This is a genomic window from Citrobacter sp. C13 (assembly GCF_014596815.2).
GTDB classification, from domain to species: domain Bacteria; phylum Pseudomonadota; class Gammaproteobacteria; order Enterobacterales; family Enterobacteriaceae; genus Citrobacter; species Citrobacter portucalensis.
Map to the genome: position 1 here is coordinate 3,865,147 of NZ_CP115024.1, position 16,536 is coordinate 3,881,682.

The following is a 16,536-nucleotide window of genomic DNA, read 5'->3' on the forward strand; positions in this document are numbered from 1 at the left end:
GTATCAGGCCTCCCGGCTACGGGCACACATCATCGTTGCTTCGCACACAACTTTACCGTCGACCAGCGCAACCCCTTTAAAACGGGTCAGGCCACGGCGCGTTTTCTCGAAAGTCACTTCCATGATCATCTGATCGCCAGGCACGACAGGACGCTTAAAGCGTGCTTCATCAATACCCGCGAAATAATACAGTTCGCCTGGTTCCAGTTTTCCTACGCTTTTAAACGCGAGGATACCGGTAGCCTGTGCCATCGCTTCCAGAATCAATACGCCAGGGAAAATAGGTTTACCCGGGAAGTGGCCCTGAAAGAAAGGCTCGTTAACGGATACATTTTTCACTGCGCGCAGAAAACGACCTTCTTCAAAATCCAGCACGCGGTCAACCAGCAGAAACGGAAAACGGTGCGGCAGAAGTTCTAAAATCTCTTCAATATGCAGAGTATGAGTGTTAGTAGTCAAAATACTCTTCCTGTCAAAATATACTAAAAGGCAATAATAACACGGCCTGTCGCAATCGTATGAATGGGACAGGCCGAAAAGTCAGACATGCAAAAACGGTGCTTTAGTCTTGTTGATTAACCTTGCGCTCAATCGCTTTGAGGCGCTTGCTCATATCATCAATATTCATCACCAGTGCAGCTGTTTTACGCCATACCTTGTTGGGTTGTAGCGGAATGCCTGAGGAGTAGACGCCAGGTTCAGTGATAGGACGCATCACCATACCCATGCCAGTTACCGTAACTTTGTCGCATATTTCCATATGCCCATTGATCACGCTGGCACCGCCAATCATGCAATAACGGCCAATCTTCAGGCTACCCGCCATAATGACGCCACCGGCTACCGCCGTATTGTCGCCAATCACAACGTTATGCGCAATCTGGCACTGGTTATCAATGATAACACCATTACCGATCACAGTATCGTCCAGAGCACCACGGTCAATGGTGGTACAAGCGCCGATCTCGACGCGATCGCCGATAATCACGCGACCAAGCTGGGGGATCTTCACCCAGTTACCACGATCGTTCGCGTAACCAAATCCATCAGATCCAACGACGGTGCTGGACTGGATCAGGCAATTTTCACCGATCTGGATGTCGTGGTAAATCGTCACATTCGCCCACAAGCGTGAACCTGCACCGATTTTGGTATTTTTTCCGACGAAACAACCTGCACCGATAACCACGTTATCGCCCAGTTCTACGCCAGACTCAATGACCGCATTTGCGCCCACAGAGACATTATTACCCAGCTTCGCCGTTGCATCGATCACTGCACTGGGTGCAATGTTCTGTGCAGGCTGAGGCGTGGTATCTAAAATTTGCGCCATACGTGCATAGGTCAGGTAGGGATTCTTCACTACCAGCGCCGCACTCTTAGCAAAAGGAAGATCGTCCTGCGTCATCACAACGGCAGACGCCTGGCATACGCCTAAGTGTTCACGGTATTTAGGATTCACCATGAACGTGATATTGCCAGTTTGCGCAGATTGCATGGACGCTACGCCGGTGATGACGATATCGCCATCACCGTGTAATTCTGCATCCAACTGCTCTGCTAAATCAGCCAGTCGAATTGAAGGCATTACTTATTTAACCTGTTTCAGTACGTCAGCGGTGATGTCTTTTACATCGCTGCTGTTGTATGCAACGGTGTTTGCGTCAACGACCAGATCAATGCTCTGGCTGCTGGCAACAGATTTCACAGCTGTCTGGATACGAGTAACCAGTTTGCCACGTTCTTCGTTGGAACGACGTGCACGATCCTGCTCGAAAGCCTGAGCTTTCTGAGAGAAAGTCTGGCGCTGAGCCATAACGTCTTTTTCCAGCTTGGTACGATCGCTACCCGCTTTCATTGATTGCAGACGCTGCATTTTAGATTGCAGATCGGATTCCATACGCTGCAGTTCGCTGGCACGGCCTTTGAACTCGTTTTCCAGCGTAGCAGAAACACCCGTCTTCTGTGCAACCTGTTGGAACAGGCTACCCATATTGACGATTGCAATTTTGTCAGCAGCCTGTGCGGACGTTGCCATCGCTAAACCGAGACCTGCAGCTAATAACCACTTTTTCACAATTAACTCCTTACCATCCCATTTGCACCCGAAGGTGCAGTTCTTTGCGTGGCCAGGCGATCCCATGCAAGATCGCCTAAAGTCATCGCTACACTACCACTACATTCCTTTGCGAAGAACAGTTACCAGGTTTTACCAATGTTAAACTGGAACTGTTCCGCTTTGTCTCCATCGTACTTCTTGAACGGCTGGGCGTAGGAGAAAACCAACGGCCCCAATGGGGACATCCATTGTAACGCGATACCCGCTGACATACGGATATTGCTCGGATCACTATAGTCCGGCACATCCGACGGCGCAGATGACGGATCCCAGTTAGTATCCCAAACGGTACCCATATCCCAGAAGAAGGAAGTACGGACCGAGTTAGCATACTTATCGCTGATAAACGGCGTCGGGGTAATAAATTCCAGGCTGGCGACAGCCATGGCGTTACCACCTACCGCATCATCTGATTTACAGCCTGAATCCTGAGTACATTCTTCGTTATCGCCGTCATTCCAGTCTGTGCTAGCACCCTTTTTATAGACCGCTTTCGGACCAATGGTGTTGGACTGGAAGCCACGCACGGTACTGGAACCACCGGCGTAGAAGTTCTCGTAGAACGGCATCTCTTTGCTGCCAATGCCATCCCCATAACCTACCTTGGTACGACCCAGAACAACCCACTTGTGGTCGTCATCGATCGGCATATAGGTCGCGGTATCCATCGACAGTTTGTAGTATTCGTTGTCAGAACCCGGAATGGTGACTTTACCGTTCAGGTTGACACGCGAACCGTCTGTCGGGAAATAACCACGGTCTAACTTGTTGTATGTCCAACCGTAGTTAAAGGTGAAATCATCAGCGGCAAAACTGCTGGTATCAGCGGATTGTCCCATCGACTCAAGATAACGATCCATTGCGATCTGCGGCTGCATATTGGACAGTTTGTTATGTACATAACCCAGGCCCGCGCGCAACGTGTTGTATTCGTTGACCGGGAAGCCCAGCGTCACGTCTGTACCATAACTTTTGTTGGTATAGTCGGACAGGTCTGCATCATCCGCTTCAAAGTCGTTATAGAAGACGCGGCCACCAAGGCTCACACCATCAACGGTGAAGTACGGGTTAGTGACAGACAACTCAGTATAGGTCTGGTAATCGTTTTTGGTGCCGTTAATCCCGACAGAATAACCGGTACCTAACCAGTTATCCTGCTGAACGCCAGCCTGGAAGCTCACGCCGCTCTCGGTACCGTAACCGACGCCGAAGTTAAAGCTACCGGTGTTACGCTCTTTAACCTTGTAGACTACATCAACCTGATCCGGGCGGCCCGGAACACGCTGAGTATCAGTATCAACGGTTTCAAAGTAACCCAGACGGTTCAGACGCTCTTTACCCTGGTCGACAAGATCGCTGCCCAACCATGCGCCTTCCATCTGACGCATTTCGCGACGCAGAACGGAGTCTTTAGAAGTGTCGTTACCTTCAAAACGGATCTTACGCACATAGAAACGGTTACCCGCATCCACGTTTACACGCAATTTAACGGTTTTGTCAGCGTCGTTGATTTCAGGCTGCGACTGAACGCGCGGATAGGCATAGCCATAGCGACCCAGAAGCTTCTTGATGTCATCTTCCATTTTGGTCACTTTGGTGCCGTTATAGAGTTCACCTGGCTCGATCTTCGTCAGGGTCTCAATTTCGGCGGAGTGCCCGGCCAGGTTACCGCTCACCTGAACCCCAGAAAGCTTGTACTGCTCGCCTTCAGTGATGTTAACGGTGATGTAGATGCCTTTTTTATCCGGCGTCAGGCTGACCTGAGTGGAATCAATATTGAAGCGAGCATAACCGCGATCCAGATAGTAGCTGCGCAGGGTTTCAAGATCGCCCGCCAGCTTCTGTTTCTGGTATTTACGATCGCCCACCACGTTCCACCACGGCACTTCGTCACGCAACTGGAAGTGAGAGATAAGTTCGTCAGTCGAGAAGGCATGGTTGCCGACGATATTGATCTGTTGGATCTTCGCCGAAACACCTTCCTGGAAGACCAGCTTGAGGTCAACACGGTTACGCGGCAACGGCGTCACCACCGCTTTCACACTGGCGCTGTACTTACCGACGCTATAGTAGAAATCTTCCAGGCCCTTTTCGATATCGGCAAGCGTTGTGCGATCCAGAGACTCGCCAACACGCACGCCAGACGCCTCGAGGTTTTGCTTCAGCATGTCATCTTTCACCGATTTGTTACCGGAGAAAGTGATGCTGGCAATCGTCGGACGTTCTTTTACCTGAACCAGAAGGGTATCACCATCGCGCAGGACGCGGACATCCTCAAAGTTACCGGTGGCGAACAGAGCACGAATGGTATTACTGATGTCTTCATCATTAACCGTGTCGCCTGTGCGCACCGGCATACTGAGGAGAGCCGCACCAACGGCGACTCGCTGTAGGCCTTCGAAATGAATGTCCTTCACTACGAACCCTTCAGCACCGTATACGGTGGCGCTGCTAAACAGCAGCGACGCTATGAGCAACTTTTTCATCGCCATCGTTATTATGCGTTCTTCCTAACACTCTCTTACAACCGAGAGAAATCATTGAAAAGTGCAAGCCCCATTAACAACACCAGCAAGATAGAGCCAATGCGATAACTAAAGTCTTGAACCCGCTCGGATACCGGACCGCCCTTCAGCTTTTCAATCGCCAGGAACAGCAGATGCCCCCCGTCAAGAACGGGCAACGGAAACAGGTTGATTATCCCTAAGTTCACGCTGATAAGCGCAAGGAACATCAGGTAATAAATAATCCCGAACTCCGCTGACATCCCAGCCCCCTGGGCGATAGAAATCGGCCCACTGAGGTTGTTCAGTTTTACATCACCGGTAATCAATTTTCCCAGCATACTGACCGTCAGCTTCATCAACTGCCACGTTTTATCCGAGGCTTCGAGGATGGCGCTGAATGGCCCATACTGGCGTACAGTCTTATACTCATCAGGCAGAGGAATAACTTTAGGCACCACGCCCGCAAACCCTTCTGCCTTCCCGTTAACCTGTTTTGAATCTGGGGTTAACGTTAAAGACAAGGAACTTCCTTGTCTTTCAATATCTAGCGCTAACGGCGTATCCGGATTATCGCGCACCAGAGTCACGAACGTCATCCATTGCGTCAGTGACTGACCATTGACTTTAACGATCCTGTCGCCAGCTTGCAAACCTGCCTTACTTGCAGCGGAATTAACCTGCACTTCTGACAGTACCGGTTCAATCTGCGGACCACGCGGACGCATGCCCAAACTAGAGACAGGATCCTCTTTGTCTGGCTCAAATGCCCAATGGCGTAAATCCAGCGTTTTGTCCTGCCGCTGGTTGCTGCCAAACTGCGCCACGCTGAGGGTTGTATGCTCATCGCCGATTTTGGATACCAGTTGCAATCGCACTGCATCCCAATCAGGGGTTTCGATGCCATCAACCGCTTTTAGTTCCGTACCCGGCTGAATTTGCGCCTGTGCAGCAATCGAGTTGGGTGTTATTTCACCAACAACAGGACGAACGCCAGGGACACCAATGATAAACACCAGCCAATAAGCAAAAATAGCAAAAAGGAAGTTTGCAATCGGACCCGCGGCGATAATAGCAGCACGTTGTCCAACCGTTTTATTGTTGAAGGCGTAATGGCGCAATTCCGGTGCGACCGGTTCAGCGCGCTCATCCAGCATTTTGACGTAACCGCCGAGGGGAATCATGGCGATGACGTATTCCGTACCTGATTTATCGGTACGCCGCCAAAGCGCTTTTCCAAAGCCAATGGAAAAGCGTTCGACGCGGACTCCGCAGCGCCGCGCAACCCAGAAATGACCAAATTCATGCACGGTGATAAGCACACCAAGTGCGATGATGAACGCAGCCAAATTCCAGAGAATACTCAGCATAAGACCATCCGTTAGAGCGTCCTGAACACCAGTAACAACAGGCAGGCAAAGACCGGTACCGCAGCCGTCAGGCTATCAATACGATCCAGAATACCACCGTGTCCTGGAATTAAGTGACCACTGTCCTTAATACCTGCTTCACGCTTAAACATACTCTCGGTCAGGTCACCCAGCACGGAGGCCAGGGCTGCAACGATGGAGCAAATGAGCAAGGTGACAGGCGCAACTTCAAGATTCGCCCACATGCCATAACCCCATGAGATCACGGCCGCAGTGGCGAGTCCGCCAATAAAACCCTGCCAGGTTTTACCAGGAGAAACCTTCGGTGCCAGCTTATGTTTGCCAAACAGCTTACCAAACATATACGCACCAGAGTCTGCTCCCCAAACGAGGATCATGACATATAGCAGCCATAGCGCGCCACTATAATGATTCTCATCATAGTGCCATGCACGTAACGCCAGCATTCCCCAAAAGAACGGGACAATGGTTAACACGCCGAAAATTATGCGTAATGTTTTGGAATTACGCCAGACCGACGCAGACCCTGGGTAAAACAATACCAGTAATAGCGCTACGACCCACCAGCCCAGCGACGCCCACAGCGATACTTCAACCAGCGGTTGATGGATATCGCGATGGTATTCTGGCAGCAAAAATAGCATCAGTGCCAGCAATAGCCCGCACAAAACCGCCAGCCAGACTCGCTGCGTACGCGTGGTAAAACCGCTTAACTGTCCCCATTCCCAGGCGGCCAACATACAGACGACCAACGTAACAATGGCGAACCCCACCGGCGGCAGCAAAAACAGCGCCGCGATGACAACGGGTATTAAAACAAAAGCAGAAATCAGGCGATACTTCAGCAAAAGCGACCCCCATCAGGCTTTTTCATCACCGGGTTCGGTGCCGCCGAAACGACGCTCACGATTAGCAAAGGCATGCAGCGCACCTTCAAAGTCTTGTTCATCGAAATCGGGCCAGAGAACATCGGTAAAGTAAAGTTCGGCGTAGGCAATTTGCCACAACAGAAAATTACTAATTCGGTGCTCTCCCCCAGTCCTTATCACTAAATCCACAGGAGCCAGCTCATGCATACAAATTTGCTGCCCAAGCATCTCTTCATCGATTTGCTCAGGATGCAGCACACCGTCCTGCACCTGTTGTGCCAGTTGCCTGACTCCCTGGACAATATCCCACCGTCCACCGTAATTCGCTGCAATATTCAGCGTCAACCCGGTATTCTGGGCGGTAATCGCTTCTGATTTGCGAATCCGTTCTTGCAAACGTGAGTTAAATCGACTGATATCCCCGATAATACGCAGGCGTACGTTATGGCGATGCAGGTTTTTCACTTCGCTATCAAGTGCCCACACAAACAGTTCCATTAACGCGCTCACTTCCTGCGCAGGTCGGTTCCAGTTCTCACTGCTAAAGGCATACAGCGTTAACGCATCAATACCGTTATTTGCAGCAAAAGAGACAGCCCGGCGGACGGATTTTGCTCCAGCCTTATGCCCAAAGGCGCGAATCTTCCCTTGCTTTTTCGCCCAGCGGCCATTGCCATCCATGATAATTGCGACATGGCGACAACCATGTGCTGGCAAATTTTCGCTTAATGGTTTAGTTGCAGACAACATAACGCGTTATTAGTCCCTGAAAGGATTTACGGTACTCAGGAATACTGAAGCCTATCCACAAAAAAGCCGTGTCAAACCACGGCTTACCCGACCGAAAAAAAGCAAATACCCGCGATCGGGTGGCGCAGACTATATCACTGAAGCCCAACGCTAACAAATAGCACGATTCTCCGTAGAGGGATTATCATCAGCTTGAGAGTCGCATCACTTCTTTTCTGGCGACTTCCCGCGCGATGGCATCGACCTTCAACACGTCGTCAACGCTCTGTGGTTCCTGCAAATCCATCTTATCCAGTACGGATAAATTGAGATCGGCAATATCGGTAAATCGGATCTGCTGCGCCAGGAATGCGGCAACGGTAATTTCATTCGCGGCATTGAGTGCGGTCGTCGCCGCCTGACCTTGCTCAAACGCATCCATCGCCAGTTTCAGGCACGGATAACGCTGGTAGTCAGGTGCGGAAAACGTCAACGCACTGAGTTTGCAAAAGTCGACAGGCTTAACACCAGACGTCACACGTTCTGGCCATGCCATCGTATGGGCAATAGGTGTACGCATATCAGGTTCACCCAACTGCGCCAGAACACTACCATCCTGATAACGGACCATCGAATGAATAACCGACTGCGGGTGGATCAGCACTTCCATCTGGCTTGCACTGGCATTAAATAACCAACGCGCTTCAATGTATTCCAGACCTTTGTTCATCATGGTGGCGGAATCGACAGAAATTTTTCGTCCCATCGACCAATTCGGATGACGACATGCCTGATCGGGGGTCATAGAGACCAGATCGCGCAATGGCGTTTCACGGAATGGGCCACCAGACCCGGTAAGCAGAACTGACATGACGCCATTTTGCTCAAGGTCAGCGTATCCCAGATTGTGTTGGATAGGTTGCGGTAAACTCTGAAAAATCGCGTTATGCTCGCTATCTACCGGCAAAAGCTGCGCTTTGTGGCGTTTCACGTCGTCCATAAACAGACGACCGCAGGTCACCAGCGATTCTTTATTCGCCAGCAAAATGCTTTTACTCGCACGAATTGCCGCCAGCGTCGGCAGCAAACCCGCTGCGCCGACAATCGCCGCCATGACCTGATCAACATCATCCAGCGCAGCCATATCACAGGCAGCCTGCTGCCCGCTCATCACCTCGGTACGGCTACCCTGTGCCAAAAGAGCAGCTTTTACCTGTGCCGCGCTTTTTTCATCATCCATTACCGCATAGCGAGGCGCAAACTCCAGGCATTGCTCTACCATACGGGCAACATTTTTACCCGCCACCAACGCAGCAACACGAAATTTTTCCGGGTTATGGCGTACTACATCCAGCGTACTGCAACCAATGGAACCGGTTGATCCCAGGATGGTTAATTGCTTCATCGGACATCCAGAAGAATTTTACTCGTCATACTTCAAGTTGCATGTACGTTGGCTTTACTCGGCCTTTGGCGTCACCGCCTTCCTGCAACTTGAATTATTTAGAGTTATGTAGACAGAAAAAAGCAAAACGCCGCCATCCAGCCTTCTCAGGCCTTCTAAGCGGCGTTTTTAGCGTACAGGCGAATCAGAACTGCATCAGTTCTGCTTCTTTCTCTGCCAGCGCCGCATCAACTTTCTTGATTGCTGCGTCAGTCAGTTTCTGTACGTCGTCCTGAGAACGGCGATCGTCATCTTCGCTGATCTCTTTTTCTTTCAACAACGCTTTCACTTTGTCGTTTGCATCACGGCGTACGTTACGTACCGCAACACGCGCGCCTTCAGCTTCACCACGTACGATCTTGGTCAGATCTTTACGACGTTCTTCGGTCAGCGGCGGCAGCGGAACGCGGATGTCAGAGCCCGCAGAGCTTGGATTCAGACCGAGGTCGGAAGCCATGATTGCTTTCTCAACGGCTGGACCCATAGAACGGTCAAATACGTTGATTTTCAGGGTACGGGAATCTTCAACCGTTACGCTTGCCAGCTGGCGCAGCGGAGTCGGCGTGCCGTAATATTCCACGACAATACCATCCAGCAGGCTAGGAGAAGCACGACCCGTGCGAATTTTGCTGATTTGGTTTTTGAACGCTTCGACGCATTTGTCCATGCGTACTTCAGCATCTTTTCTGATATCGTTGATCACGTTACGAATCCTTGAAAGCTTGTTTCAGTCAGACCATACCCGCCACGCAAGATGTGACAAGTATAGTCTTGATTAATTTTGAGGGACGTATCCCGCGACATTAAAGCGGAATATTACCTGCATTTAGCCGCAACGGGAATTATTCCGTGATTAACGTGCCTTCTTTTTCACCCATAACAACACGGCGCAGTGCACCTGGTTTGTTCATGTTAAAGACACGAATCGGTAATTTGTGGTCACGAGCCAGCGTGAACGCGGCAAGATCCATTACTTTCAGCTCTTTATCCAGTACTTCAGTGTAGGTCAACTGTTCGTACATAGTCGCCGTTGGATCTTTAGCCGGGTCGGCAGTAAATACGCCATCGACTTTGGTGGCTTTCAGAACCACATCCGCTTCAATTTCAATACCGCGCAGGCAGGCTGCAGAATCGGTGGTGAAGAACGGATTGCCGGTACCCGCAGACAAAATAACAACGCGGTTGTTACGCAGCAGGCTGATAGCTTCAGCCCAGCTGTAGTTATCACACACGCCGTTCAGAGGAATTGCGGACATCAAGCGAGCGTTCACATAGGCGCGGTGAAGCGCATCGCGCATCGCCAGACCGTTCATTACGGTGGCTAACATGCCCATGTGGTCGCCCACAACGCGGTTCATCCCCGCTTTCGCCAGACCAGCGCCACGGAACAGGTTACCACCACCAATCACTACGCCAACCTGAATACCCAGCTCAACCAGCTCTTTGATTTCCTGAGCCATGCGGTCGAGGATGCTTGCATCAATACCGAAGCCTTCTGAACCTTGCAGAGCTTCGCCACTTAACTTAAGCAGAATACGTTTGTAGACGGGTTTTGCATTGGTAGCCATGTTTCTTTCCTGAGACTGTCAACGAATGAGATGAGTTAATTCCGGCGACATTGTATGTCGCTTTTCAGCATGACCACTATAGCGGTTCGCTGAATTTACAAGCCAGACACAAAAAGAAGCCGCCCTCAGGCGGCTCCTTTAAAAATTAAGACTGCTTGGACATCGCAGCAACTTCTGCTGCAAAGTCAGTCTCAACTTTCTCGATGCCTTCACCCACTTCAAAGCGGATGAAACCCGTTACGTCAGCGTTATGCTCTTTCAGCAGCTGACCAACAGATTTGCTCGGTTCCATGACGAAAGGCTGACCGGTCAGAGAAACTTCGCCGGTGAATTTCTTCATGCGGCCTTCAACCATTTTCTCTGCGATTTCTTTCGGCTTGCCAGACTGCATAGCGATGTCCAGCTGAACCTGGTATTCTTTTTCTACCACTTCAGCGGAAACGTCTTCCGGCTTAACAAATTCTGGTTTGCTTGCAGCAACGTGCATTGCCAGCTGTTTAACCAGTTCTTCGTCAGCGCCAGTTGCAGCAACCAGAACACCGATACGAGCACCATGCTGGTAGTTACCCAGAACTTCGCCTTCCAGGGAAGCAACGCGACGGATGTTGATGTTCTCACCGATTTTAGCAACCAGAGCAACACGTTCTTCTTCGAACTGTGCTTTCAGAACTTCAACGTCAGTGATTTTGCCAGCAACGGCAGCGTCCAGTACTTTGTCAGCAAATGCCTGGAAACCAGCATCTTTAGCAACGAAGTCAGTCTGGCAGTTAACTTCCAGAATGAAAGCGATGTTGCCGTCGATTTTGGTTTTGATTACGCCGTCAGCAGCAACGTTGCCTGCTTTTTTCGCCGCTTTGATTGCACCGGACTTACGCATGTTTTCGATTGCCAGCTCGATGTCGCCATTAGCTTCAGTCAGTGCTTTTTTGCAATCCATCATGCCTGCGCCAGTACGCTCACGCAGCTCTTTTACCAGGGATGCGGTAATTTCAGCCATTCTAAAATCCTCGGAAGATTTGATCTGCCCGGCATGAAACCGCACAGATTTAAAAGTGAAAAAGGGGGCCATATACAGGCCCCCTAACCAAACGTGATACTACCTGGTCTATAAGGGCTCTAACGAGCGTGCCTTATTATTCAGCTTCTACGAAGCTTTCTTCCGCCTGGGAAGCCAGATCCTGAGAACGGCCTTCACGAACGGTAGTAGCTACAGCGCCCAGGTACAGGGTCACAGCACGGATTGCGTCGTCGTTACCCGGGATAACGAAGTCAACACCGTCCGGATCAGAGTTGGTATCAACGATAGCAAATACTGGGATACCCAGGTTGTTTGCTTCTTTGATAGCAATGTGCTCGTGGTCAGCATCGATTACGAACAGAGCGTCCGGCAGACCGCCCATGTCTTTGATACCGCCCAGGCTGTTTTCCAGTTTCTCAAGCTCACGAGTACGCATCAGCGCTTCTTTCTTGGTCAGCTTTTCGAAAGTACCGTCCTGAGACTGAGTTTCCAGATCTTTCAGACGTTTGATGGACTGACGAACGGTTTTCCAGTTAGTCAGCATACCGCCCAGCCAGCGATGGTTCACGAAGAACTGGTCGCAGCTGTTAGCAGCTTCTTTCACCGCTTCGCTTGCAGCGCGTTTAGTACCAACGAAAAGGATTTTACCTTTACGAGCAGAGATCTTGTTCAGTTCAGCCAGAGCTTCGTTGAACATCGGTACAGTTTTCTCAAGGTTGATGATATGAACTTTGTTACGCGCACCGAAGATGAACGGCTTCATTTTCGGGTTCCAGTAACGGGTCTGGTGACCGAAGTGAACACCAGCCTTGAGCATGTCGCGCATGGAAACAGTTGCCATGATTAAAACCTCTATATATAAAGTTGGGGTTAAGCCTCCACGCATCCCATATTACCGACCCCAAAGGGCACCCCGGAATATGTGCCGATACGTGTGTGTTGTTACACAAAGTGAGATTTGTCGCTCCCGTCCATCGTGTGTAGTCTTCGAATGGATCGGAAGTCCGGCGCGCTTTATACCACAAATACGCCACCGACACCAATAATTGTTGGCGGTCTGTGCTGAATGAACGATGAATTTCGTGTTACAGGAAGGCGGCAAAATTTTGAATCCCCGGGAGCTTACAACCAGTAAGTGACTGGGGTGAAAAAATGTAGCCAACGCATTTGTGGCACGAAAGGCGAAGTTCAGAATGATTCTCAATTTGGCAGGGTACACCCCAGACTGATACCATTGACAGCACTTACACAATTATTGTCGAAATAATCGACACTGATGGACAGAATTTATGGCTATCTCAATCAAGACCCCTGAAGAAATCGAAAAAATGCGCGTCGCTGGCCGCCTGGCCGCTGATGTACTGGAAATGATCGCGCCGTTTGTTAAACCGGGCGTCAGCACCGGCGAGCTGGATCGCCTCTGTAATGACTATATCGTGAATGAGCAGCAGGCCATTTCCGCCTGCCTGGGCTATCACGGCTATCCGAAATCCGTATGTATCTCTATTAATGAAGTGGTGTGCCACGGGATCCCGGACGACGCCAAACTTCTGAAAGACGGCGACATCGTCAACATCGACGTAACCGTGATTAAAGACGAGTACCACGGCGATACCTCGAAAATGTTCATCGTCGGCAAACCTACTATTCTGGGCGAGCGTCTGTGCCGCGTCACACAGGAAAGCCTGTATCTGGCGCTGCGAATGGTAAAACCGGGCATTCGCCTGCGCACGCTGGGCGCTGCTATTCAGAAATACGCGGAAGGCGAAGGTTTCTCTGTCGTTCGTGAATACTGCGGTCACGGTATCGGTCGCGGCTTCCATGAAGAGCCACAGGTTCTGCACTACGATGCAGACGACGGTGGTGTGGTACTGCAACCGGACATGACGTTCACCATAGAACCGATGCTGAATGCCGGTGATTACCGCATCCGCACCATGAAAGACGGCTGGACGGTGAAAACCAAAGACCGGAGCTTGTCTGCACAGTACGAGCATACTATTGTAGTGACGGAAAACGGCTGTGAAATTCTGACGTTACGCAAGGATGACACCATCCCGGCGATCATCACACACGGCGAATAATGTTTTGCCTGATGGCGATGCATTCGCATCTTATCAGGCCTACAAATTGTACTACTTAGTAGGCCGGATAAGGCGTTCACGCCATCATCCGGCTTTTTAATGGGTGGCGCATAATGAATACTCTTCCTGAACAGCACGCAAATACTGCCCTCCCCACCCTGCCTGGCCAACCGCAAAACCCAGGGACATGGCCACAGCAAGATCTCAACTGCTCCGGCATTAAAGCGCATATTGACACCTTCCAGAACTGGTTAGGCGAAGCGTTTGACAGTGGAATTTCCGCAGAACAGCTCATTGAGGCCCGCACCGAATTTATTGACCAACTGCTACAGCGTTTGTGGATAGAAGCTGGGTTCGGGCAAATAGCCGATCTGGCGCTGGTTGCCGTTGGCGGCTACGGGCGAGGCGAATTGCACCCGCTTTCCGATATTGACCTGCTGATCCTGAGTCGTAAAAAGCTGCCTGATGCGCAGGCCGAGAAAGTCGGTGAGCTGTTAACGCTGCTATGGGACGTGAGGCTGGAGGTTGGACATAGCGTGCGTACGCTGGAAGAGTGTCTGCTGGAAGGATTATCAGATTTAACCGTCGCCACCAACCTGATTGAAACTCGCCTGCTGATCGGCGATGTGGCGCTGTTTCTAGAGCTGCAAAAGCATATTTTTAGCGAAGGTTTCTGGCCTTCCGACAAGTTTTACGCCGCCAAAGTGGAAGAGCAGAATCAGCGCCACCAGCGCTATCACGGCACTAGCTACAACCTGGAGCCGGATATCAAAAGCAGTCCCGGCGGCCTGCGCGATATCCATACCCTGCAGTGGGTGGCCCGTCGCCATTTTGGCGCCACCTCACTGGACGAAATGGTCGGTTTCGGCTTTTTGACGCTGGCAGAACGTGCCGAGCTCAATGAATGTTTGCATATCCTGTGGCGGATTCGCTTCGCCCTGCATCTGGTCGTTAGTCGTTACGACAACCGCCTGCTGTTTGACCGCCAGCTCAGCGTGGCGCAACGGCTAAACTACGGCGGCGAAGGCAACGAACCTATCGAGCGGATGATGAAAGACTATTTCCGCGTCACCCGACGGGTCAGCGAACTGAATCACATGCTGTTGCAACTGTTCGACGAGGCGATCCTCGCCATGCCCGCCGATGAAAAACCTCGCCCGATTGATGACGACTTCCAACTGCGCGGCACGTTGATCGATCTGCGCAACGACGATCTGTTTATCCGCAAACCCGAAGCGATACTGCGGATGTTTTACATCATGGTGCGTAACAGCGCGATCAGCGGGATTTACTCCACCACGTTGCGCCATCTGCGTCATGCCCGCCGTCATTTAACCCAACCGCTGTGCTACATCCCGGAAGCACGATCGCTGTTTCTCAGTATGTTACGCCATCCGGGCGCGGTGAGCCGCGGTCTGCTGCCGATGCATCGCCACAGCGTGTTGTGGGCCTATATGCCGCAATGGTCGCATATTGTCGGCCAAATGCAGTTTGACCTGTTTCATGCCTATACGGTGGATGAACACACCATCCGCGTAATGCTCAAGCTGGAAAGTTTTGCCAACGAAGAGACCCGTCAGCGCCATCCGCTGTGTGTGGATCTATGGCCGCGTCTGCGACAGCCGGAGTTGATTCTGATTGCCGCGCTGTTCCACGATATCGCCAAAGGCCGCGGCGGCGATCACTCGGTGCTCGGCGCTCAGGACGTGCTCAAGTTCGCCGAACTGCACGGCCTGAATTCCCGCGAAACGCAGCTGATCGTGTGGCTGGTGCGCCAGCATTTGCTGATGTCGGTGACCGCTCAGCGCCGCGATATTCAGGATCCCGAAGTGATCAAGCAATTCGCCGAAGAGGTACAAACGGAACACCGTCTGCGCTTTTTGGTGTGTCTGACCGTCGCGGATATTTGCGCCACCAACGAAACACTGTGGAATAGCTGGAAGCAAAGCCTGCTACGCGAGCTGTACTTCGCAACGGAAAAACAACTGCGTCGTGGCATGCAAAATACGCCGGATATGCGTGAGCGTGTACGCCATCATCAGCTTCAGGCGCTGGCGCTACTGCGAATGGACAACATTGATGAAGAAGCGTTGCACCACATCTGGTCACGCTGTCGCGCCAACTACTTCGTGCGTCACAGCCCAAATCAGCTGGCCTGGCATGCGCGCCATCTGCTGCAACACGATCTCAGCAAGCCGCTGATCCTGCTCAGCCCACAGGCCACGCGCGGCGGGACAGAAATTTTCATCTGGAGCCCTGACCGTCCTTACCTGTTTGCCGCCGTCTGCGCTGAACTGGACAGGCGTAATCTTAGCGTCCACGATGCGCAGATTTTCACTACCCGCGATGGGATGGCGATGGATACGTTCATCGTACTGGAACCGGACGGCAGCCCGCTGTCTTCAGACCGACATGAAGCGATCCGTTTTGGACTGGAACAGGCCATCACGCAGCGCAGTTGGCAGCCACCGCAACCGCGTCGCCAGCCGGCAAAATTACGCCACTTTACCGTCGATACTGAGGTCACATTTTTGCCGACCCATACCGACCGAAAATCATTCCTGGAGCTTATCGCTCTCGACCAGCCCGGCCTGCTGGCGCGGGTCGGGCAGATTTTTGCCGATCTGGGAATTTCGCTGCATGGCGCCCGAATTACAACCATTGGCGAGCGAGTAGAAGATTTATTCATAATCGCCACCGCCGACCGGCGCGCCCTTAATAATGAGCTGCAGCAGGAAGTGCATCAACGGTTGACAGAGGCCCTCAATCCAAACGATAAAGGGTGATGTTTTTATTTATTATGGAAAGAG

General features: G+C 51.4%; 14 protein-coding genes. 2 read left to right on the forward strand and 12 right to left on the reverse strand.

Translation table 11 applies throughout. From position 1 onward, the window contains the following. Positions 1-3: 3 nt before the first annotated feature. The 12 genes from fabZ to rpsB all read right to left on the reverse strand — a co-directional run bounded on the left by fabZ (position 4) and on the right by rpsB (position 12,483). Complete coding sequence (gene fabZ / locus IB222_RS18560; RefSeq protein WP_003018528.1) at positions 4-459, reverse strand: 3-hydroxyacyl-ACP dehydratase FabZ; 456 nt, start codon at positions 457-459, stop codon at positions 4-6. Positions 460-562: 103 nt separating this feature from the next. Continuing rightward, positions 563-1,588 carry a UDP-3-O-(3-hydroxymyristoyl)glucosamine N-acyltransferase gene (gene lpxD / locus IB222_RS18565; RefSeq protein WP_003018531.1) on the reverse strand — a complete coding sequence of 342 codons (1,026 nt, stop codon included), beginning with the start codon at positions 1,586-1,588 and terminating at the stop codon, positions 563-565. Positions 1,589-1,591: 3 nt separating this feature from the next. Beyond that, the gene (gene skp, locus IB222_RS18570) at positions 1,592-2,077 is read right to left on the reverse strand and encodes a molecular chaperone Skp (RefSeq protein ID WP_003018533.1); all 486 of its coding nucleotides are present in this window, start codon (positions 2,075-2,077) and stop codon (positions 1,592-1,594) included. Between the two features lie 122 nt (positions 2,078-2,199). After that, positions 2,200-4,611 (reverse strand): outer membrane protein assembly factor BamA, encoded by a 2,412-nt coding sequence (gene bamA, locus IB222_RS18575; RefSeq protein WP_003829172.1) that lies wholly within the window; start codon positions 4,609-4,611, stop codon positions 2,200-2,202. A gap of 29 nt (positions 4,612-4,640) precedes the next feature. Then, a complete protein-coding gene (gene rseP, locus IB222_RS18580) occupies positions 4,641-5,993 on the reverse strand; it encodes a sigma E protease regulator RseP (protein ID WP_003829173.1) in 1,353 nt (450 codons plus the stop codon). A gap of 11 nt (positions 5,994-6,004) precedes the next feature. Next, on the reverse strand, positions 6,005-6,862 hold the full coding sequence (cdsA, locus tag IB222_RS18585; protein WP_003829174.1) for a phosphatidate cytidylyltransferase: 858 nt from the start codon (positions 6,860-6,862) through the stop codon (positions 6,005-6,007). 12 nt (positions 6,863-6,874) lie between these two features. Then, complete coding sequence (ispU, locus tag IB222_RS18590) at positions 6,875-7,633, reverse strand: (2E,6E)-farnesyl-diphosphate-specific ditrans,polycis-undecaprenyl-diphosphate synthase (RefSeq protein ID WP_008786266.1); 759 nt, start codon at positions 7,631-7,633, stop codon at positions 6,875-6,877. Positions 7,634-7,820: 187 nt separating this feature from the next. After that, a complete protein-coding gene (ispC, locus tag IB222_RS18595; protein WP_003829176.1) occupies positions 7,821-9,017 on the reverse strand; it encodes a 1-deoxy-D-xylulose-5-phosphate reductoisomerase in 1,197 nt (398 codons plus the stop codon). 184 nt (positions 9,018-9,201) lie between these two features. Continuing rightward, positions 9,202-9,759 carry a ribosome recycling factor gene (frr, locus tag IB222_RS18600; RefSeq protein ID WP_003018547.1) on the reverse strand — a complete coding sequence of 186 codons (558 nt, stop codon included), beginning with the start codon at positions 9,757-9,759 and terminating at the stop codon, positions 9,202-9,204. Between the two features lie 139 nt (positions 9,760-9,898). Beyond that, complete coding sequence (gene pyrH, locus IB222_RS18605; protein ID WP_003018549.1) at positions 9,899-10,624, reverse strand: UMP kinase; 726 nt, start codon at positions 10,622-10,624, stop codon at positions 9,899-9,901. Between the two features lie 145 nt (positions 10,625-10,769). After that, positions 10,770-11,621: a translation elongation factor Ts gene (gene tsf, locus IB222_RS18610; protein WP_003018551.1), complete on the reverse strand. Its 852-nt coding sequence runs from the start codon at positions 11,619-11,621 to the stop codon at positions 10,770-10,772. A 136-nt stretch (positions 11,622-11,757) separates the two neighbouring features. After that, a complete protein-coding gene (rpsB, locus tag IB222_RS18615) occupies positions 11,758-12,483 on the reverse strand; it encodes a 30S ribosomal protein S2 (RefSeq protein WP_003018553.1) in 726 nt (241 codons plus the stop codon). 448 nt (positions 12,484-12,931) lie between these two features. Between rpsB and map the strand changes: the two genes are divergently transcribed. Both map and glnD read left to right on the forward strand, forming a co-directional pair. Then, on the forward strand, positions 12,932-13,726 hold the full coding sequence (gene map / locus IB222_RS18620; RefSeq protein WP_149384436.1) for a type I methionyl aminopeptidase: 795 nt from the start codon (positions 12,932-12,934) through the stop codon (positions 13,724-13,726). Positions 13,727-13,839: 113 nt separating this feature from the next. Then, complete coding sequence (gene glnD, locus IB222_RS18625; RefSeq protein WP_003829184.1) at positions 13,840-16,512, forward strand: bifunctional uridylyltransferase/uridylyl-removing protein GlnD; 2,673 nt, start codon at positions 13,840-13,842, stop codon at positions 16,510-16,512. Positions 16,513-16,536: the final 24 nt, after the last annotated feature.